Source organism: Pseudoalteromonas sp. ESRF-bin5 (genome assembly GCF_002632075.1).
Lineage (GTDB): Bacteria > Pseudomonadota > Gammaproteobacteria > Enterobacterales > Alteromonadaceae > Pseudoalteromonas > Pseudoalteromonas marina.
The window spans coordinates 17775-38001 of the sequence record NZ_NTLW01000271.1 but is presented as its reverse complement, the minus strand read 5'-3'; the positions used below and the strand labels follow the sequence as shown (position 1 = coordinate 38001).

At 39.8% G+C, this 20227-nt stretch carries 17 protein-coding genes; 8 read left to right on the top strand and 9 right to left on the bottom strand.

The genetic code is table 11. The features are described 5' to 3' along the window. Positions 1 to 33 precede the first annotated feature (33 nt). Together metL and metB are read right to left on the bottom strand one after the other, a co-directional pair. Entirely contained in the window at positions 34 to 2379 is a 2346-nt protein-coding gene (gene metL, locus BCG07_RS16725) for a bifunctional aspartate kinase/homoserine dehydrogenase II (RefSeq protein ID WP_286891190.1), read from the bottom strand. A gap of 5 nt (positions 2380 to 2384) precedes the next feature. Further along, a complete protein-coding gene (gene metB / locus BCG07_RS16720; RefSeq protein WP_286891188.1) occupies positions 2385 to 3614 on the bottom strand; it encodes a cystathionine gamma-synthase in 1230 nt (409 codons plus the stop codon). 199 nt (positions 3615 to 3813) lie between these two features. Between metB and metJ the strand changes: the two genes are divergently transcribed. Then, the gene (gene metJ / locus BCG07_RS16715; RefSeq protein WP_006793094.1) at positions 3814 to 4134 is read left to right on the top strand and encodes a met regulon transcriptional regulator MetJ; all 321 of its coding nucleotides are present in this window, start codon (positions 3814 to 3816) and stop codon (positions 4132 to 4134) included. Positions 4135 to 4202: 68 nt separating this feature from the next. On the opposite strand, the gene BCG07_RS16710 is transcribed toward metJ, so the two are convergent. Both BCG07_RS16710 and rpmE read right to left on the bottom strand, forming a co-directional pair. After that, positions 4203 to 5444, bottom strand: a complete 1242-nt coding sequence (locus BCG07_RS16710; protein WP_006793093.1) for a malic enzyme-like NAD(P)-binding protein — start codon at positions 5442 to 5444, stop codon at positions 4203 to 4205. A gap of 620 nt (positions 5445 to 6064) precedes the next feature. After that, the gene (gene rpmE / locus BCG07_RS16705) at positions 6065 to 6280 is read right to left on the bottom strand and encodes a 50S ribosomal protein L31 (protein WP_006793092.1); all 216 of its coding nucleotides are present in this window, start codon (positions 6278 to 6280) and stop codon (positions 6065 to 6067) included. 231 nt (positions 6281 to 6511) lie between these two features. Between rpmE and priA the strand changes: the two genes are divergently transcribed. The 5 genes from priA (at position 6512) to BCG07_RS16680 (ending at position 11624) form a co-directional block, all read left to right on the top strand. Further along, on the top strand, positions 6512 to 8698 hold the full coding sequence (priA, locus tag BCG07_RS16700) for a primosomal protein N' (RefSeq protein ID WP_286891185.1): 2187 nt from the start codon (positions 6512 to 6514) through the stop codon (positions 8696 to 8698). 20 nt (positions 8699 to 8718) lie between these two features. Further along, positions 8719 to 9246 carry an SPOR domain-containing protein gene (locus BCG07_RS16695; protein WP_006793090.1) on the top strand — a complete coding sequence of 176 codons (528 nt, stop codon included), beginning with the start codon at positions 8719 to 8721 and terminating at the stop codon, positions 9244 to 9246. 79 nt (positions 9247 to 9325) lie between these two features. Further along, positions 9326 to 9844 carry an ATP-dependent protease subunit HslV gene (gene hslV / locus BCG07_RS16690; protein WP_006793089.1) on the top strand — a complete coding sequence of 173 codons (519 nt, stop codon included), beginning with the start codon at positions 9326 to 9328 and terminating at the stop codon, positions 9842 to 9844. 11 nt (positions 9845 to 9855) lie between these two features. Continuing rightward, a complete protein-coding gene (gene hslU / locus BCG07_RS16685) occupies positions 9856 to 11184 on the top strand; it encodes an ATP-dependent protease ATPase subunit HslU (RefSeq protein ID WP_006793088.1) in 1329 nt (442 codons plus the stop codon). 65 nt (positions 11185 to 11249) lie between these two features. Beyond that, complete coding sequence (locus BCG07_RS16680; protein ID WP_008128222.1) at positions 11250 to 11624, top strand: gamma-butyrobetaine hydroxylase family protein; 375 nt, start codon at positions 11250 to 11252, stop codon at positions 11622 to 11624. 23 nt (positions 11625 to 11647) lie between these two features. Here the strand turns inward: BCG07_RS16680 and BCG07_RS16675 are convergent, their stop codons facing one another. From BCG07_RS16675 to BCG07_RS16665, 3 genes are all read right to left on the bottom strand, one after another. Then, the gene (locus BCG07_RS16675) at positions 11648 to 13528 is read right to left on the bottom strand and encodes a methyl-accepting chemotaxis protein (protein ID WP_286891183.1); all 1881 of its coding nucleotides are present in this window, start codon (positions 13526 to 13528) and stop codon (positions 11648 to 11650) included. 108 nt (positions 13529 to 13636) lie between these two features. Further along, entirely contained in the window at positions 13637 to 14668 is a 1032-nt protein-coding gene (locus BCG07_RS16670) for an MJ1255/VC2487 family glycosyltransferase (protein ID WP_006793085.1), read from the bottom strand. Further along, positions 14665 to 15204: a phosphatase PAP2 family protein gene (locus BCG07_RS16665; RefSeq protein ID WP_006793084.1), complete on the bottom strand. Its 540-nt coding sequence runs from the start codon at positions 15202 to 15204 to the stop codon at positions 14665 to 14667. The genes BCG07_RS16670 and BCG07_RS16665 overlap by 4 nt, the downstream gene beginning before the upstream one ends. Positions 15205 to 15409: 205 nt before the next feature. Between BCG07_RS16665 and rraA the strand changes: the two genes are divergently transcribed. Both rraA and BCG07_RS16655 read left to right on the top strand, forming a co-directional pair. Further along, a complete protein-coding gene (rraA, locus tag BCG07_RS16660; protein ID WP_006793083.1) occupies positions 15410 to 15907 on the top strand; it encodes a ribonuclease E activity regulator RraA in 498 nt (165 codons plus the stop codon). A gap of 1 nt (position 15908) precedes the next feature. After that, complete coding sequence (locus BCG07_RS16655; RefSeq protein WP_286891180.1) at positions 15909 to 16970, top strand: formimidoylglutamase; 1062 nt, start codon at positions 15909 to 15911, stop codon at positions 16968 to 16970. A 125-nt stretch (positions 16971 to 17095) separates the two neighbouring features. Here the strand turns inward: BCG07_RS16655 and BCG07_RS16650 are convergent, their stop codons facing one another. Both BCG07_RS16650 and hutI read right to left on the bottom strand, forming a co-directional pair. Next, the gene (locus BCG07_RS16650; RefSeq protein WP_248518715.1) at positions 17096 to 18757 is read right to left on the bottom strand and encodes an EAL domain-containing protein; all 1662 of its coding nucleotides are present in this window, start codon (positions 18755 to 18757) and stop codon (positions 17096 to 17098) included. A gap of 124 nt (positions 18758 to 18881) precedes the next feature. Beyond that, entirely contained in the window at positions 18882 to 20129 is a 1248-nt protein-coding gene (gene hutI, locus BCG07_RS16645) for an imidazolonepropionase (protein WP_286891177.1), read from the bottom strand. Positions 20130 to 20227 lie beyond the last annotated feature (98 nt).

The window sequence follows — 20227 nt, the reverse complement described above, 5'->3', positions numbered from 1 at the left end:
TTATTGCGGATTGATACAAGGCCCTTGTAACCTTTATTTTATATTTTGTACCAGCCAATATAAGTCAGAATGAATACCCGCCGCGGTTACTTCCTTACCCGCACCTGGCCCTTGAATCACAAGAGCGTTAGCGCTATACCACTTACTATTAATGACAAAAATATTATCGCCAGGTGTTAAATTAGCTAACGCATCACCAATAGGTATATAAGTAATACCTACTTTAGCGGTTACTTTGTTTTCCGTAATTTCAAGTAAACCCGTGTAACGAAGTACGGAACTTTGTGCTTTGGCAGCTGCAGCATGAGCGTCAATAAAGTCATTGAGGGTGGATTCATTAGCTAAAAAGTCGTCCCAACTTCCTATAGCAAGCGTTTCGGGCATGAGTGCTGATAAGCTTATATCATCAAGGTCGAGTTCTAAACCAAGCTCTCTGGCAAGTATAAGCAGTTTACGCTGCATATCACGTCCTGATAAATCTTCACGCGGATCGGGCTCTGTGAACCCCATCTTTTGTGCTTCAAGCACCAGATCAGAAAATGGTATTGTTCCGTCAAACTTACTGCATAACCACGATAACGTGCCTGAAAAAACACCTTCAATACGAGTGATTTTGTCACCACTGTTTTGCAAGTCTGCCAATGCAAAGTTAACAGGTAAGCCTGCACCTACGCTTGTGTTGTAGCGCCAATGCAAATTTCGTTCACTAATGCTCGTACGCAAAGCTTTATACCATGCTGTATCTGCAGTTCCAGCGTATTTATTAGCACTGATCAAGTGGCAATCTAATGCAATAAACTCCGGGTATAACTGGCTAAATGCCTCGCTTGCGGTAATATCAACAACCACTTTATGCTCATAATCAAGTTCACTAATTATGTTTAGTAATGTTTGGTTATTATAAGCTTTGCTTTCTGAGAGAAAATGCGTTTTCCAATCCGCAATGTTTATACCACTGGGATTAAAAAGTAATGTTTCAGAGCGTATTAACCCGACCAATTTAATTGTAAAGTCACCAGATAAACGCTCGAATTGAGCTGACAACTGCTCTATAAATACCTCTCCCACATTTCCAAGGCCCGCGATTATTAAAGCGACTTCTTGGCCTTTATTAATAAGCTTATCGTTTAAAACACTGAGTATATCGCTATCTATAACCTGATCCGTTAATAGTAAAATGTATCCACTGTCTTGGTGAATAAAGCGCGGCTCGATGGCATGAGCATTTAACGTATCAATAGCCAATACATTCAATTTTGAAATATCATTAACAGGCGCTACAACCGCACAGCCATTTAAGCTCGACTCGCTAATGTTTGCTCTACCCTCAAAATAACTAACAACTTTATATGTTGAAGCAGAGGGGACAACTAAATAAGTTTCACCATTTTGACTAAAGTGATGAATGCTGTGTTGAATAAGCTGGCTAACATCTGCGACTTCGCCTTCGGCCAGCTTTTCAACTGTTAATAAATCGATGTTGTTTAAGGTGGTAATAAAACGCTTTTGTTTTACATTTCCTTCTTTAACTATATCTGTAGGCGTTGCTTGCACATCAAAACTACTACGAACAGATAGTTTTATATCGCTGTTTCTTAAAGGAGAAAGCGTTTTAGCGTGTAAAACAGGATTACCTAATCGCGCTAATAGGTTAGCTTGACCTCTACATACTTTATTGTATTTAACCGCTTTACTAACTTTGCGAGGGTCTGTGCTGTATACACCTTGTGTATCAGTCCAAATACACACCTGCTTAGCATGGCAGTAATTAGCGAGTAGGGTTGCACTATAGTCACTCCCATTGCGACCAAGTGTAACCGTGTCACCCAACGTATTTGATGCAATAAAGCCTGTGACAACATTAATGTAGTCTGGGGTTATAAACTTCGCACATTGCTGCGCATTTTGGGTATGTAACAATTGCCCATTATTTAATGTAAAAAGTGTTCGAGCATCAAGGTCACAAGCATTAATATTTAATTGCGTAAGGTAAAGCGCCAATAAGCGTGCAGACCATACCTCACCATGAGCAAGCAAGGGAGCTTCTTTCAAGCCTTGGTTTTTTATCAATTCACTAATCGCTGTTAGTTCACTATGCAAACGCGTTAAAGCAGTTCGCTTAAGATCTGCATGAAGTAACTGTGTGATTAAATCAGTTTGATGATTATTTAATTGCAGCAATATATCAGCAACGACATGCGTATCTTGTTGCTGATAGCTTTGCCATAACTTTACTAAAGTATCGGTTGTTTTTCCCGCCGCAGATACAACAACACAATCGCCCGGCTGAGTATGCTCTAAAATAATACTCGCAACCCGCTCATACCGCTGAGCCGAACTAAGGCTTGAACCACCAAATTTATGTACTGTTTGTGTCATATTGTTCACCAAAGCGCTGGATGAGCGGCACTTAATTTAATGTCACCGCCTGCTCCTTTGTTTAAATTTGCTTTACTGCCTGGCTTTACAAGCTGAAACACGCGCTCTAAATCAGCTAATAAGTCGTTTATATCTTCTATACCTACTGAAACTCGAATAAGTGTATCGCCCACTCCCGCTTCAAGACGAGCTTTAGGCTCCATGCCAGCATGGGTCATGGTTGCAGGATGGCATATTAGGCTCTCTACTCCGCCCAAAGACTCTGCCAAGCTAAAGTCACGTAAGCTGGTTAAAAACGCCGCAGCATCGTTTACGTCTCCTTTAATATCAAAACTCACCATGCCACCAAAGCCTAGTTGCTGCGCTTTGGCTAATTCATGCTGTGGGTGTGATTCAAGACCAGGGTAATAAACTTGGCGAACAAATTCCGACTTTTCTAGGTATTTAGCAATCGCTAATGCGTTTTCTTGATGCTGCTTTAAACGCACATTTAGTGTTCGCAACCCGCGCAATGTTAAATAACTATCAAATGGCGCACCTGTAATACCTATATTATTTGCCCACCATGCCAGCTCATCGCCCAGCTCTTGTGAAGCAGCAATCACCGCACCGCCCACTACATCTGAATGACCATTGATGTACTTGGTGGTGGAATGTACAACTATATCAACACCAAATTTAATAGGGTTTTGTAATGCTGGTGATAAAAATGTGTTATCGGCAGCGACTAAAGCACCGCACTGCTTAGCAACATCGGTTATTGCTTTAATATCAGTTAAGCGTAGTAATGGGTTACTTGGTGTTTCTATCCAAATTAGCTTAGGTTTAATTGCTAAAATTTTATCTAAACTGTGTGCTTGTGTTAAATCTAAAACTTCTAGCTTGAGCAAACCGCGCTTTTGCAGTGAAGTAAATAAACGATAGCTTCCGCCGTAACAATCATGTGGGATCACTAACGTATCGTCATGATTCAGGATTTGCGTAGCCAAGTGAACGGCAGACATACCCGTAGCAGTAATAATACCGCGTGCGCCACCTTCAAGCTCAGCCAAGGTTTCGGCTAAAATATCACGATTGGGGTTACCACTTCGCCCGTAATCGTATTGACGCTTTGTATCAAAGTCGGCAAACGAATAGGTGGTTGATAAGTAAATAGGTGCGACAACTGCGCCATGATGCTTGTCTGCTTCAACACCACTTCTTACTGCAATGGTTGCTTTATTTTTTTCGCTCATATTCGTCACCTATTTAATTTGGATGTTTAGACGTCTAAAAGAGTAATTTATCTTATTAAAGATGTCAAAACATTTAAAGCTCCAGATGGCTAAACAACTAGTATTTGACTATCTTTTTTAAATCGATAGAATTTCACGCATATTCATATGCATTGTAGTGCATATGAGCAATTATTAATCTGAGGCGACGATACATCTTATGGCTAAATGGAATGGTGAGTATATTCACCCATACGCAGAACACGGGAAAAAATCAGAACAAGTAAAAAAAATTACCGTTTCAATCCCACTAAATGTATTAAAGGTATTAACGGACGAACGCACGCGTCGTCAAATTAATAACTTACGTCATGCAACAAATAGTGAATTACTTTGTGAAGCATTTTTACATGCATTTACCGGTCAACCTTTGCCTAACGACGACGACTTACGTAAAGACAACGCCGAAAAAGTTCCTGAAGAAGTGAAAAAAATAATGCAAGAAATGGGGCTAGAAGTGCCTGTTTTAAACGAAGATTAAACGTAATTTAGACACAAAAAAACCTCAATTAATTGAGGTTTTTTTGTGTCTAAATTACGACTTAGTCGTTATTCCATATAGTTTTCTGGTAAATCAATTTGTGCAACACCTGACTCTACAGCAGCTATTGCAACCGCTTTTGCAATGCGTGGTAATAAACGAGGATCCATTGGTTTTGGAATAATATACTTATCACCAAACTCCAGCTTATCAACACCCGCAGCCGTCAGTACTTCAGCAGGTACAGGCTCTTTAGCAATACTTCTTATCGCTTCTACAGCTGCAATTTTCATTTCATCATTTATTGCACTGGCGCGTACATCAAGAGCACCGCGGAATATAAACGGAAAACACAGAACATTATTAACTTGGTTAGGGTAATCTGATCGACCCGTTGCCATAATTAGATCGTTTCGAGCAGAATGAGCCAGTGCAGGATCAATTTCTGGATCTGGGTTTGAACAAGCAAACACAACTGGTTTTTCTGCCATTAATTTTAAATCATCGGCAGCTAATAGATTAGGCCCCGATACACCAACAAATACATCTGCATCTTCAATAACATCTTGCAACGTGCGCTTGTCTGTATTGTTAGCAAAAAGTTTTTTGTATTCATTTAAGTCATCACGACGAGTATGAATAACACCTTTACGGTCAAGCATATAAATGTGCTCGCGCAAAGCACCACACTTAATTAACAGCTCCATACAAGCAACCGCAGCAGCACCGGCACCCAAACACACAATAGTCGCATTTTCGATAGACTTGCCTTGCACCTCAAGCGCGTTCAACATACCCGCAGCAGTTACAATGGCAGTACCGTGCTGATCATCATGAAATATCGGAATACTGCAGCGCTCAATCAATGCTTTTTCTATTTCAAAACACTCTGGCGCCTTAATATCTTCAAGGTTAATTCCGCCAAACGTGTCGGCAATATTAGCAACTGTATTAATAAAGTCTTCAGTAGTGCGGTGTTTCACTTCGATATCAATAGAATCAAGGCCAGCAAATCGCTTAAACAGTAACGCCTTACCTTCCATTACAGGTTTTGAAGCAAGTGGGCCTAAATTACCTAAGCCTAAAATTGCAGTACCATTAGTGATAACCGCAACCATATTCCCTTTGCCTGTGTATTTATAAGCGTTTGCAGGGTCTGCAGCGATTTCACGTACGGGTTCTGCAACTCCTGGGCTATATGCTAATGCGAGATCTTTTACCGTTTCAGCAGGCTTTGTTAGTTCAATGCTAATTTTTCCTGGAACGGGGTGCGAATGATAGTGTAGTGCTTGTTCACGAAAGTCTGACATAACGCGATTGTATCCTGCAATTAAAGTAAAAGTGAGAGGTGAAGTTTAGGCTACGATACCCTTATTATTTTTAAATTCCAAGCAATATCAGGTCTATCCTGTTATATGCTAGTTCGATTAATTTTAAGAGGTTTTTCAATAACTTTTGTAAATTATATCGACACTTTATAAATAAAAATTCATCCAATAACGGATTCTAAAGGCACATTTGTTCTTTCATTATTTTTTATAAAATATCTTAATAAAGTACTATAAAAATAAGCAAAAATAGGCTTATTCACATACTTTAAAAACATATAACTTCACGTTAGCTGCATTTAACCACTTAGTTAAAAAATGAACTAATTAAAAATATAGAGAATAATTTGCGGTTTGTCTGTAAAGGTTTATGCATATTCAGAATAAGAACAGGAAATAGTTATGCATAGCAGGGAAATATGAAAATCGAGCAATAAGCTAAATAATTTGTTATTTAGTTGTCCTATATTAAAAAACATTGACGCCATTCGTGTAAAACTTAATTTTTTAAATCGAAACGTTATTACTATTAAATTGGTATAACTAAATTAAAAGCATAAAAAAAGCACCCTAAGGTGCTTAATTTAACGAGACAGCAAAAATTACTTCTTGCTACCAAGTGCACCGAAACGCTTGTTGAAACGATCAACACGTCCGCCAGTGTCTAAAACTTTTTGCTTACCAGTGTAAAAAGGGTGACACGCTGAACATACGTCAAGGTGAATGTCTTTACATAGAGTAGAGCTTGTTTCGAATTTATTGCCGCATGAACAAGTTGCAGAAATTACTTCGTACTTAGGGTGAATACCTTCTTTCATAGAAACCTCTAGTTAAGGCCGCATCGCTCTCCAAACCCGAAGTCTGGCACCATACGTCGTTAAAACAAATTTGTTGGTCGCGGATTTTATCCAACTACCATCAAACACACAAGCTATTATTAACTGTTTTGCTAAAAAAGTAGGCAAACACTTAAGCAAGCAATATTTGCTAGTAGGTTTTTAACGTTATTTTTAGTACATTACATCATTAATTTTATGAGTTGAGTTGCTATGTGTTTTGCTGAAGTCGCTATAAAAGTCCCCTTACCGCGCACCTTTGATTATAAAGTAAGTAAGCAACTCGATGGCATGGCATCACCACTTAAACCGGGTATGCGTGTGTTGGTGCCTTTTGGTAACCAAAAAAAAGTCGCCGTTGTTTTAGCTATTAAAAGCATGACCGACGTCCCCGAAAACAAAATAAAATCCATCATCGAAGTCATTGATGACGCGCCTATTTTATCATCTGAACACATTGCGCTTTTGAGTTTTACATCTCGCTATTACTGTTACCCACTCGGCGAAACAATTCATATAGCGCTACCTAGTGCGCTGCGCCAAGGTGAGTCACCGGATAAAACCAGTATCAATATGGTTATGCTGACAGAAAAAGGATCAACACTTCCGTCACTCAAAGCAAAAACTCAACTTAACTTATTAAAGCAACTTGCACAGTCAGGTAAATCATCATTAACCGAGCTTAAAGCACTCGGCTTTAGTAAAAAAACTATCGATAGCCTTATTGCAAAAGCGCTTGTTACACAAACCATAGAACATGATAATCAGTGGCAAAGTACTGCACCAACAGTGGGTAGTAAGCCTACACTGAATAAAGAGCAAGCCGTAGCTTGCACTGCAATTAACCAAAGTAAAGGCTTTAACACGTTTTTATTAGAAGGGGTTACCGGTAGTGGTAAAACCGAAGTCTATCTTCAATGTCTTGAAGAAGTATTAAAGCGAGGTGAGCAAGCCTTAGTACTTGTCCCCGAAATAGGCCTTACCCCTCAAACGGTAAACCGCTTTCGTCGCCGCTTTCCAGATACACCCATCATGTTATGGCACTCTGCACTTACCGATAACGAACGCCTACAAACATGGCGCTTTTGCGAAAAAGGGAGTTGCGCTATTGTAATAGGTACGCGATCAAGTATTTTTTTACCCTTTTTAAAGCTCGGTATGATTGTAGTTGACGAGGAACATGACTCATCATTTAAACAACAAGATACCCTTCGTTACCATGCTCGAGATTTAGCAGCTTATCGTGCATTCCAGCATAAAATCCCACTTATACTCGGCAGTGCTACTCCAGCGCTCGAAACCTTGCATAAAGCCATTAATAACAAGTACCAACTATTAAGCCTGACTGAGCGCGCTCAAACCTCAACCGATAACCAATTTAAATTACTCGACATGAAAGGCCAGCCCGATCAGGCGGGTATTGCTCATGCAAGCCTTGCTACTATGCGCCAACATTTAAATCGTGGTAAACAGGTTATGGTGTTTTTAAATCGTCGTGGTTTTTCACCTACACTTATTTGCCATGAATGTGGTTGGTTAAGTGAATGTAACCGTTGCAGTACTAGTGCCACGTTCCATAAAGCGATTGGTCAAATGATTTGCCACCATTGTGGCGACCAACATCAAGTACCTCATCAATGCCCTGATTGCGGGAGCACGCAAATATTCCCTAATGGCAAAGGTACTGAACAAATAGAAGAGTTTTTAACAAACGAGTTTCCTGATACGCCAGTAACCCGTATTGATCGCGATTCAACTCGTCGTAAAGGCAGTTTAGAAAAAGCCCTAGACGAAATTAATTTAGGTGGAGCGCGCATATTAGTAGGTACGCAAATGCTTGCAAAAGGCCATCACTTTGCTGATGTAAGCCTTGTCATAATTTTAGACGTAGACAGCGGCCTATATTCTTGCGACTTCAGAGCAACGGAACATTTAGCGCAGTTAGTAACTCAAGTAGCAGGACGTGCTGGTCGCTCAGGAGAGCCTGGCCAGGTGTTATTACAAACTCATTTTCCCGAACATCCACTTTTACAAGATTTGGTCAATAATGGTTACCAAGATTTTGCACGCTTTGCGTTAAGCGAGCGTGATGACGCCGATTTACCTCCCATCACAAATATGGCTATAGTCCGTGCACAAGGGCTCAGTATTAAACTAGTCGTCGACTTTTTGACAGATTTGGTTCCAGTTAACGAGGTATCTGGTATACAATTGCTCGGTCCGATCCCTGCCCCATTAGAAAGAATTGCGGGTATGTATCGGTTTCAATTGCACATTCAAGCGCAAGATCGCCGCATATTACATCAGTATCTTGCGCAAATGGTTGATTATTTAAGCACCAGTAAACTTGCACAAAAAGTTCGCTGGAGTTTAGATGTAGACCCTATAGATATGATTTAGGTTAAGGCCAAAATAACGCTATGGCACAGCACGATTACATTAATAAAAAACCAAAAAATAGAAAAAACACCAAAAAAGAACCTGCTAAAAAGCCATTCCCTTATCTTTTGGTAATTGTTGCAGCTTTGCTTGTGGGCGGTTTTGCCTATGGATTATGGTTTATTAAAAATAATGCCGACCCCGAGCTTGTTGAAAAACAAACTAACCCAGCCGAAAAAGAAAAAATAGAAGTGGTCGTTCCTCGTGCGCCTGAATTTATAAAAGAAATCAGAAACCATGAAGTGCAAGTAGAAGTAAAAGAAATTGAACAAAAAGGTCCATATGTTATGCAATGCGGCTCGTTCAGGACTCATGAACAGGCTGAATCGTTAAAAGCTAAAATAGCCTTTGCTGGTCTTATATCTGAAATAAGAGAAACCAAAGGCGAAACGGGTATTTGGTATAAAGTACGTTTAGGGCCTTATAAAACGAAACGCCAAGCAGAAAGTGATAAAAATAAACTCAAGCGTGTCAAAGTCGTCGGCTGCGGAATTTGGGGCTGGACTTGAAAATAAACCATTCACCCATATAACCTCATCATAATCGTTTTTAACGAGTTGCCCCTGCAACTCGATGATGAGGAATAACATGACCACTATTGTAAGTGTACGCCGCGACAACAAAGTTGTAATTGGTGGCGACGGCCAAGTTTCATTGGGTAATACCGTAATGAAGGGTAACGCCCGTAAAGTTCGACGCCTTTATAATGGCAAAGTAATCGCAGGTTTTGCCGGCGGTACTGCTGATGCCTTCACCCTGTTCGAACGTTTTGAAAGCAAACTAGAAATGCATCAAGGTAATCTCACCAAAGCTGCTGTTGAAATGGCGAAAGATTGGCGTAGTGACCGTGCACTCAGAAAGTTAGAAGCCCTTTTAGCTGTAGCCGATGAAACTGCCTCTTTAATTATCACCGGTAACGGCGACGTCGTTCAGCCAGAAAATGACTTAATTGCCATTGGTAGTGGTGGTAACTTTGCCCAATCGGCCGCAACCGCGTTATTAGAAAACACCGATTTAAGCGCTCGTGAAATAGTAGAAAAAAGCCTAACTATTGCAGGTGATATCTGCGTATTTACTAACAACTTCCAAACTATTGAAGAATTATAATAGGAACCGCTATGTCTGCTATGACCCCAAGAGAAATTGTTCACGAGTTAGATCAACATATTATTGGCCAAGCTAACGCAAAAAAAGCCGTTGCTATTGCACTTCGTAATCGCTGGCGCCGTATGCAATTAAACGATGATTTACGTGCAGAAGTAACGCCAAAAAATATTTTAATGATTGGTCCTACAGGTGTTGGTAAAACAGAAATTGCGCGCCGCTTAGCCAAACTTGCTAATGCCCCTTTTATTAAAGTAGAAGCAACCAAGTTCACCGAAGTGGGTTATGTTGGTAAGGAAGTTGAAACCATCATTCGCGACTTAGTTGAAGTGTCTATTAAAATGACACGTGAACAACAAACTAAAAAGTTTAAACACCGCGCAGAAGAAGCGGCCGAAGATCGTATCTTAGATGCACTTTTACCACCTGTTAAAGATCAATACGGTGAAACTCAGCGTGATGAAAACTCATCAACACGCCAAACATTCCGTAAAAAGCTTCGCGAAGGTCAACTAGACGATAAAGAAATTGAAATCGATTTAGCACAAGTACAACCAAACGTAGAAATTATGGCGCCTCCTGGTATGGAAGAAATGACCAACCAGCTACAGGGCATGTTTCAAAACATGGGTGGCGATAAGCGCACTAAGCGCAAGCTCAAAATTAAGGAAGCCTTTAAGTTACTAACCGAAGAAGAAGCGGGCAAATTAGTAAACCCAGAAGAGCTAAAAGAGCAGGCTATATTTGCTGTAGAGCAAAATGGTATTGTGTTTATCGATGAAATAGACAAAATTTGTAAGCGCGGAGATTCATCGGGTCCAGATGTTAGTCGAGAAGGTGTACAACGCGATTTACTTCCGCTTATTGAAGGTTCAACAGTAAATACTAAGCACGGTATGGTTAAAACTGACCACATGCTATTTATTGCCTCTGGTGCATTCCAAATGGCTAAACCATCAGACATGATCCCTGAACTACAAGGTCGCTTACCTATTCGCGTTGAGCTTGAAGCGCTTACTGCAAACGACTTCAAACGTATACTTACAGAGCCTCATGCTTCACTCACAGAGCAACAGCGCGAGCTACTTAAAACAGAGCAAGTTGATGTTCAGTACAGTGATGACGCTATTGAGCGTATTGCAAAAGCGGCATGGCAAGTTAACGAGAAAACCGAAAATATTGGTGCTCGTCGTCTTCATACCGTGATGGAAAAGCTAATGGAAGAGATTTCATACGATGCGTCTGAGCAAGCTGGGTCGTCGGTAGTTATTGATGCGGCTTATGTTGAAAAACATTTAGGTGCACTAGTTGAAGATGAAGATTTAAGCCGCTTTATTCTTTAATTGGTACTATAAGTAGTTATACTAAAAGCCTCCATATTGGGGGCTTTTTTAATGGGATACCAAACATGAAACACGTAACAAAAGTGCATTATCATAGCGTGAGCAAAAATTTAGATGTTTACTTTGACGATGATAGTAAAGCCGTATTTAGTTGTGAATTTTTACGTGTTCACTCTCCATCAGCAGAAGTACAAGGCCATGGCTCTGGCCCTATGAAGCTGGTTTTAAACAAGCAATCAGTCGGGATAAAAAAAATAGTCCCGGTTGGTCATTACGCATTGCGCCTAGATTTTGACGATGGCCATAATAGCGGATTATTTAGCTGGAACTATTTTGCTAAGCTGCAAGAACAGCAGACTCAGTTGTGGAATGAATATTTAGAACGTGTAAGCGAAAACACAAAAAATAAAGACAGTGTGCCAATAAAGTTTATTCCTTAAACTTTATTGGCTCTTTAATAAATTTAGACTTTAAATTTATCTATCGCAGCATATAGTACGCGACCTTGCTCAGATACCTCTTCACTGGTTTGCGCGTTACGCGATGCATGCTCTGATGCATCTTGTGCAATATCTCTAATACGTACCACGTTTTTATTAACCTCTGATGCAACTTGGCTTTGCTCATCAATAGCAACGGCAATTTGTGTACTCATTTCCATAATGGTTTGCACATCTTCAGTAATAGCACCCAACAACTCACCCGCTTTAATTGCCTGAGATGCACTTTCATCACCTTGTGAGCGACATTGGTGCATAATGCTTACAACTTCCTGAGTACGTTGCTGTAGGGTATTAATAATCCCTTCGATTTCACTTGTAGATTCTTGCGTACGCTGGGCTAGCGAGCGTACTTCATCAGCAACCACCGCAAAGCCGCGACCTTGCTCACCAGCACGAGCAGCTTCAATTGCCGCATTAAGCGCAAGTAAGTTAGTTTGTTCTGCAATACCACGAATAACATCAAGCACCGAGCCAATCGTTTCACCGTCTTTTTCTAGTTGAGACACCACATCAGATGCACTGCCTAAAGATCCAGACAATTCTCTGATATGGTTAACGGTTGATTCAACTTCGCTACGGCCTTGTTGAGCACTCAAGTTTGTAGACTCCGCTTTTTTAGCAGCCGCTTCAGTGTTGTGCGAAATATCCTGAATAGTCGCTTGCATTTCTGTCGCTGCGGTAGCAACCATGTCAGCTTCGTGTAATTGCTCTTGCATACCTGAGCTTGTGGCTGCTGTGCTCTCAGATAAATGATCTGTTGCTACATTGAGTGTGTTTAATGCGCCATTTACTTCGTAAATCAGGTTTTTAAAGTCACCTATTAAACTATTAAAGTCAGTCGTCATGATAGTGATTTCATCTTTACCTGTTTGCTCTATCATTACGCTTAAGTCGTTATTGCGCCTAATGTCATTTATGCTGTGATAAACGCGTTCAATAGGCACAATAATAGAATGGCTAGTAAAATAAACCAATACTAAAACAATAACGCCTGCAATAACGAAAATAGTAATTGCCAAAAACTGTGCCTCACTTACGCTGTTTTTAACATGAGTTACTGTTTCTTCAACAATTTGGCTAACAACAGTGTCACTTTTTGACACGCTTTCTCGCATTTTACCAAGAGCTCCTGACTCTAAGTTTACCCCTAATTCAACTTGGGCTTTTACCAGCGCCTGAAAAGAACTTTGATAAGTAGCAATTAAGCTATTGAGCTGTGATTTGGTGTTTGAGTCTATTGTTGAACGAGAAAGGCTTTGTTCAAGCTTAGTAATTGTGTCATCAAAACGGGGGAGATACTTGGTATCTAAACGCAGCATAAAATCTTTTTCAGCACGTCTTAATTGCAACATAAGTACTAGCAACTCATCGCTTTGCTGCTCGTTAAGCAAGGTTTCTACTTTATGCACAGCACTTCTTAGTTCACCATAAAGAGCGTCTTTTGGATTTAAGCCTATTTTTCTTTGAAGAGAGACTACGTTATTAAAATCGCTATTATATTTAGCAACTAAGCTTTTTAGCTGAATTGCTTTCTGAGTATCTATATTTAAACTAGCCATTAAAGCCTGTAATTCAGCTAACTTTGTATCTAGGACTGCATACTCTTTTTCGAACGACTCTAAAGAGCTCTCTGTTTTGTAAAACAAAAAGTTTTTTTCATGCTTTCTTAACTCTAATTGCTGAATATTCAGCTCTTTCGCTAGCTGTATAGTCTGATTTAATTTAAGATTTTCCTTTCCCTCAAAAATAGTTACACATAATAGAATAACCATTGCTAAACCAACTACCAAAGCATTAAGTTGCAATCGCCTCTTAATCGTTAAATTTTCTAAAAAACTCATTTCAAACACCTTTGGTTAATATGCAACCTTATTATAGACTAATGTACTAATCTGCTTTTATTTTTTTTAGCTTTTTGCAAACTGGTCATACCTGAAAAATGTATGGCATTACAAATTAACACTTCCCCATAAACCTCTGTGTAGTAATTGAGTTTTATGCCACTGTTTTTGTAATAACCAATCTACAAGTGGTTCAGGGTCGCTAGGGTAATTAATTTGCCTGTTTTGAGGTGCATTATTCCAGTCATCTAATGCTTGTGGATTTAAGTAATTCATTACATGAGCCATTCCCATAGTGAGTAATGTTTGTGCATTTTCACTTTGTTCAAACTGGCCATCTAACGGCTTTAGTAATAACTTTTTACCCAACTTTAATGCCTCACTGGCAAGTTCAAACCCGGCATTACCAATCACGCCGCTTGTATTGGCTAAATCATTTAAAAAGTCAGATCTTGAAGGCGAACGTAAATGTATATTACCCAGCGATCTATTTTGCGCATCGGGGTGATAACAATAAAACTCTTTTTCGGGAAAGTCCTTTAGGTAGTCAATAATGCTAGCAAGGTTTTCAAAGGGTAAGTACACCAACACTTTGTTAATAATCGCAACAGGATTACTATGTTCATGATGTGCAATAAATGGTGGAATAATGTTTTCAGCAAATGGCTGCCAATGAACCCCCAAATACGTATCAGCAGGTGCATAATATTTTATTAACGACTTACGTAAAATACCTCGGCTAAACATAGGAACACTGTTAGATAAAAAAGCCGCCTGGTGACTGATACCAACCACAGGAACACCCGCTCGTTTAGCTGCCCATGCAGTAATTGGCTCGAAGTCATTAAGCACAAAGTCATACTGCTTTACATCGAACGATTTAATGTCTTTCACTAACTTACAAATACGCGCATTTTTAACGGTTTGAAGGCTTTTTACTTGCCCGTTTTTAGTATTAAACGACAGCCCTCTAAAGCTTTTATAGTTCGCAAAGTCGTGCATATCAAAGTAATCTTTATTTGCACGTCCTGAAAAAACATAATCAACGTCAATGTTTAGTTTTTTAAAGCAGCTAGCCATAACGCGGGCCCTTGTTATATGGCCATTCCCAGTGCCTTGAATACCGTATAATATTTTCATGCTGGCACCACTAGTGCCAATGCAAATAACCCACATGAACTACCTATCAGTGCACCAATAATAATATCAGCAGGATAATGGACCCCCAATACCACTCTCGATATTGCCACACCACCAGCCCAGCCTAAAAATAGCCATACATACTGAGGGAAAAAGTGACACAAAATAATAGCAACTAAAAAAGCGGCAGCACTGTGACCTGACGGTAAGCTAAACTTGTCACTCGGTACTATATAGGCATTGGTTACTAAACAATCGCATGGCCTTATTCGTGCAAAATACTTTTTAGCTAAAAAGTAAATGGGCCGCTCAATAATAAAGCCAAGCATTATTGCGATTGGTAATAGCTGGTGCAGCTCGTTTTTACTAAGCCACCACACACCTGCACATATAACTAAATACAATCCGCCGTCACCACTTTTAGATAATCCAAACGCCATTTTTTTTAGCCACTTAGGTGAGTTACAATTAAACAAAGTTAAAAATAATCGCTCGTCAAACTGAGCTACTTTTTTAAGTATATTATTATTACCCATTGCTTATTCCTCATCGCATAATATATGAACACTGATTTAGCTTAGGTGTTGTAAATAACAATTGAGTGACGCTTTTAAGACACTATTGTTGCCATTCTTGATTTACTCCTTGTTTTGCTTAAATTTACTACGATTAAGTCGTTGTTATTGGTTATAAGGCAGGTATACTGAGTTATAAATTAATGTACCTTTTGAGGATAAAATAATGGATTACAGCACTTCTGATTTATGTGACCACTTTGCTGACGTGGTTGACGTGCTAGAACCAATGTTCATCAACTTTGGTGGTCGACACAGTTTTGGTGGCCGCATTAAAACGGTTAAATGTTTTGAAAATAATGAACTGATCCGCGAAATACTATCTCAAGACGGTACAGAACAAGTGCTATTAATTGACGGTGGTGGCTCTACTCGCCGTGCACTTATTGATATTGAACTTGCTGAACTAGCTTTTGAAAACAATTGGAATGGCATTGTTGTATACGGAGCTGTCCGCCATGTGGATGAGCTAGAAGAGCTTGATGTAGGTATTCAAGCGATAGCATCAATCCCTGTGGCTGCCGACAGCGAAGGCGCTGGCGAAAATGGGATTGGTGTTAACTTTGCTGGTGTGTCGTTTTTCGATGACGACTTCATCTATGCCGATAGCACGGGTATTGTGTTATCTGCTGAGGAACTTGAGTTGGAAGTTGTAGAAGTATAACGTGACCACTCAGTTAAAAGTATATGATGAAAGCGCGGTTAAAGCCTTATGCTCTACCCGCGCAAACGAAAAAAAAGCATGGCAAGCCATGTCTTTACTCGACACTCACGTAGATGTTCAACAAGCCCTTGTTGATGCCGCTGAGTTTGGTATGCGCTATGTACTTTTAGGCATATGTGAAGACATTGGCCCTAAAGCAAATTTAGGCAATAGCGGGGCAAGTGAAGCTTGGCCTGCTTTTTTATCTAAATTTTTAAACCAACCCCATAATCAATTTATTGCCACTCAAAAAGTGTTGTTACTTGGCGAAGTCCACGTTGATGACCTAATGGCGCAAAGTAACCAATTAAACAACAAAAACCCTGAACAACTTCAGCAACTACGTTTGCTATGCCAACAGTTAGATGAGCGCGTAGAAAGTGTATTAAATCTAATATTTAAAGCGGGTCTTGAGCCAATTGTGATTGGTGGCGGGCACAATAACTGCTTAGGGATTATTCGTGCACTTAGTGGTTCACAGCATACACCAGTTAATGCAATAAACTTTGACCCTCATGCTGACTTTAGAGAATGCGAAGGACGCCACAGTGGCAATGGGTTTCGATATGCTTATAACGAGAAGCTACTGAATAATTACCATGTTATTGGCCTACACGAGCAGAAAAATAACCAAGCAATTATTGATGCCATGACGCAGGCAAACTTCACGTTTGATAGCTACCAGTCACTCAAAGTAAAACGCGACATAACGCTTACTCAGTCTATTGATAAGGCTATTAACGGTTTTGATTCATTACCCCTAGGTATTGAAGTAGATCTAGACAGTATTACATTTATGCCTGTAAGTGCCTATACATGCTGTGGGTTTAGTGTCAGCGACACTGAACATTTTATATATAAAGCAGCAAGTAACCGAAACGCTAAATACTTACACCTATGTGAGGCATCACCGAGCCAACACCCAAACGGACCTGAAATAGGTTCAACCCATGTAGGACAAGTGATCAGTGCATTGGTAAATAGCTATTTACTGGCAAAAGAAAGCGAGTGCTCATTCAAATAAATTTGATCGTGATGTGAGGCTATAAATTAATAGATAATGTAACCTTAGCAGCATTACTCTCCTGTATTACAACCTTGAAACGTCAGTAAGGTAGCGCAAAACGAAGTCCTTTGCGCTCACTCTAATTAACCTTGTGCTTGTTGCCACTCTTTTAACCAGCTCATTAAGCCTATGCTACTAAGCGGATGCCCAAAGTAATAACCTTGGGCAGCATAGGCATTTAAACTTTTAACAAATTTAAGTTGCTCAAGGGTTTCCACCCCTTCAAAAATGACTTTTGTTTTTTGCTGATTATGCATTTCAACCATACCGCCAACTAAACTGCGAATATTATTTTGGTTGCTAAAATCAGCCGTTAATGACGGCGCTACTTTTATATATTCCACCGCTAAGCTAGGTAACTTAGAAAGCAGTACAGGGTTATCACCTAAGCCATCAACACAAAGCTTTAAGCCAATATTGTTCAGCCTTGCGATCATCGCTCTGCCTTTATCATCGAGCCCCGTAAATATATGTAATGGACACTCAACAATTAAATCCCCCATTTGTAAGTTGTGCTCTGTTATTACATTATCAACAAACTCAACAAACTCTTCATTAAGCATTTCTGGGCCAAATACGTTAATGCTTAGCGGTATAGCTATGCCTTCCATTCTAAGTGCCATAGCAAGTTCTGCAGCCCGTTCTATAACAAACTTAGCAAGTGGGTAACCAAGTCCTGCAATTCTAATATCATCAATAAAACGATTAGCAGATAAAATCCCTTGTTTAGGATGCTGCCAACGCAATAACAATTCTAAAAATTCAATTTGACCATTTTTATTACAAATAACCGGTTGAAAATACAACTCAAGCTCGCTTGCAAAGTCAATGTTAGCAAGCTCTTTTAAGCGCGCTTGCTGTTCCAATTGCTCAATCATCATTTGCTGGTGATAAGGCACCACTTTTTGAGTAGGCTGGCTATCAAGGGCTAAGTAGGCATAAGAAATTAAATCGTCAAAGTTAGTATCTTGCTCATTACAGGCAACGTAGCTTGCTCGCGCTTTCACTTCAACCGTACAATTGGCGACATTAAAAGGCTTAAGTGTTGCACCGAGTATGGTGTCAATAATCTGTTCGTGTAAATGCTTATGATTGGCTAAGCTGCAAATAAACGCAAAATTTAACCCACCTAAATGAGCAAGTTTTTCATTACCCACTAAAGTAATCACTTCTTCGCTTTCTAATTGTTCTTGTATTCTATTTGCTGATTGCGCTAATAAAATATCGCCAAAGCCACGGCCTATATGCTGATTAACTTGCTCAAAGCCTTCAAGTCGAATAATAATAAGCACGGCTTCAACTTGAGTATCATCACACCACACGTAGTAACCTTGGCGTAACTCTTTTTTGCTAGCAAATACTGAAAGAGGTGACTCTTCTACAAAGGCGTCGTCGACCTGCTTTGGGGCCATGCTAACCTTGGGCTCGTCACTTTCATCATTTAGCAAACCAACTACAGCACACAGTAATATAGCTAGTACAACCCAAAATAACGGCACATCCAATAACAAATGTGCTGAAAACAACACCACAAACAACAGTCCCGCGGCAGAGCTGGTAATAATCATACTCCAATTATTACGTTCGAATGATTGCCATAAATGAAAACAAAAACCAAAGGCCAATAAAATAGATAACCATGCTTCACCGCTACTTAAAATAGCTAAACCTACAACACCGGTGCATAAATAACTAAATTTAATGTTGGTATTTTTAACCGAAAATAAAGTGGTGATCATCGCCATTAAAAGCGCTCCACTAAAAAAAATCGGAAAATTACTGTCGGTTAATATATTCAAGTTAACGGCACTCGTATTCGTAAAAAAACTTTAACAACAACATGTTAAATATGAACAAAAATAATACAAACTAATTAAGTTTACCCAAAATCCATAAATTTGACAGTTTATTTACGCCGAATTGGTAACTTAATTGCGATGGGTGGCTTATTTGCCAATGTGCAACGTCGGCTCTGGCTCCCACTTTTAACACTCCTCTATCATTTAATCCCAGTGCTTTAGCTGCGTTGCTGGTAACACCTGCCAGTGCTTGCTCTGGTGTTAATCTAAAGAGTGTACATGCCATATTCATCATTAATTGCACCGAACACAGGGGGGAAGTACCTGGGTTAAAGTCGCTCGCAATCGCAATTGGAACCTTATATTGATTAAGTAGCTCTATGGGGGGCTGTTTAGTTTCTCTTAAAAAATAAAATGCCCCCGGTAACAGCACAGCTACAGTGCCAGCCTTTGCCATGGCTTCTACACCTTGCTCATCAAGGTACTCTATATGATCTGCCGATAATCCATTAAATTCGGCCACCAGCGCAGCACCATGCTGATTAGATAACTGCTCTGCATGGCATTTTACTGGCAAATTATGTTTAGCCGCCGCCGCAAATACGCGCTTAGTTTGCTCATAACTAAACCCTACATTTTCGCAAAACACATCAACGGCGTCGGCAAGGCCACCTGCAACGACTTGCTCAAGCATCTCGTTGCACACCAAATCAATATATTCATCTGCACGGCCTTTGTATTCCTTAGGTAATGCATGAGCGCCTAAAAATGTTGTTTTTATATCAATAGGGTGATGCTCACCCAGTAGTCTTGCCACTTCTAATAGTTTAATTTCGTTTTCGGTATCAAGCCCATAACCCGACTTAATTTCAACTGTTGTTACGCCTTCTTTTAACAGTGTATTGAGCCTGTCTTTGGCATCAACAAATAGTTGCTCTCTATCTGCAGCTCTGGTTGCTTTTACTGTACTTGCAATGCCTCCGCCTTGCGCTGCAATTTGTTCATAGCTTACGCCTTGTAATCGCTGCTCAAATTCTTGCGCACGAGAACCAGCAAATACCAAATGTGTATGGCAATCTATTAAACCAGGTGTTAGCCATTGCCCTTTTATGCTCAAAGTTGGCGTTGCAAAAGCGTCAAATGGCGGTAACGATGCTTGTTCACCTAACCATACAATTATTCCGTTTTTAATGGCTAACGCTGCATTTTTGATGATCCCATAAGGTGTATCTCTAGTAGGATCCATTGTGGCAATATTTGCATCGATTAAAAGTAAATCGATATTTTCTAAGTTATTATTTTGTTGAGTGTTTTGCATATTGCAGTCCATACATACCCTGACATGATTGAAATATAGTCTAACAACACATCTTGTATATACAAGAGGATTGTGTCATCTTATTTAATATAAATTAC

Excerpts from the sequence above, each read along its gene's own strand:
- metL (WP_286891190.1), bottom strand. The coding sequence starts at position 2,379 with ATGACACAAACAGTACATAAATTTGGTGGTTCAAGCCTTAGTTCGGCT.
- metB (WP_286891188.1), bottom strand. The coding sequence starts at position 3,614 with ATGAGCGAAAAAAATAAAGCAACCATTGCAGTAAGAAGTGGTGTTGAA.
- metJ (WP_006793094.1), top strand. The coding sequence starts at position 3,814 with ATGGCTAAATGGAATGGTGAGTATATTCACCCATACGCAGAACACGGG.
- BCG07_RS16710 (WP_006793093.1), bottom strand. The coding sequence starts at position 5,444 with ATGTCAGACTTTCGTGAACAAGCACTACACTATCATTCGCACCCCGTT.
- rpmE (WP_006793092.1), bottom strand. The coding sequence starts at position 6,280 with ATGAAAGAAGGTATTCACCCTAAGTACGAAGTAATTTCTGCAACTTGT.
- priA (WP_286891185.1), top strand. The coding sequence starts at position 6,512 with ATGTGTTTTGCTGAAGTCGCTATAAAAGTCCCCTTACCGCGCACCTTT.
- BCG07_RS16695 (WP_006793090.1), top strand. The coding sequence starts at position 8,719 with ATGGCACAGCACGATTACATTAATAAAAAACCAAAAAATAGAAAAAAC.
- hslV (WP_006793089.1), top strand. The coding sequence starts at position 9,326 with ATGACCACTATTGTAAGTGTACGCCGCGACAACAAAGTTGTAATTGGT.
- hslU (WP_006793088.1), top strand. The coding sequence starts at position 9,856 with ATGTCTGCTATGACCCCAAGAGAAATTGTTCACGAGTTAGATCAACAT.
- BCG07_RS16680 (WP_008128222.1), top strand. The coding sequence starts at position 11,250 with ATGAAACACGTAACAAAAGTGCATTATCATAGCGTGAGCAAAAATTTA.
- BCG07_RS16675 (WP_286891183.1), bottom strand. The coding sequence starts at position 13,528 with ATGAGTTTTTTAGAAAATTTAACGATTAAGAGGCGATTGCAACTTAAT.
- BCG07_RS16670 (WP_006793085.1), bottom strand. The coding sequence starts at position 14,668 with ATGAAAATATTATACGGTATTCAAGGCACTGGGAATGGCCATATAACA.
- BCG07_RS16665 (WP_006793084.1), bottom strand. The coding sequence starts at position 15,204 with ATGGGTAATAATAATATACTTAAAAAAGTAGCTCAGTTTGACGAGCGA.
- rraA (WP_006793083.1), top strand. The coding sequence starts at position 15,410 with ATGGATTACAGCACTTCTGATTTATGTGACCACTTTGCTGACGTGGTT.
- BCG07_RS16650 (WP_248518715.1), bottom strand. The coding sequence starts at position 18,757 with ATGGCGATGATCACCACTTTATTTTCGGTTAAAAATACCAACATTAAA.
- hutI (WP_286891177.1), bottom strand. The coding sequence starts at position 20,129 with ATGCAAAACACTCAACAAAATAATAACTTAGAAAATATCGATTTACTT.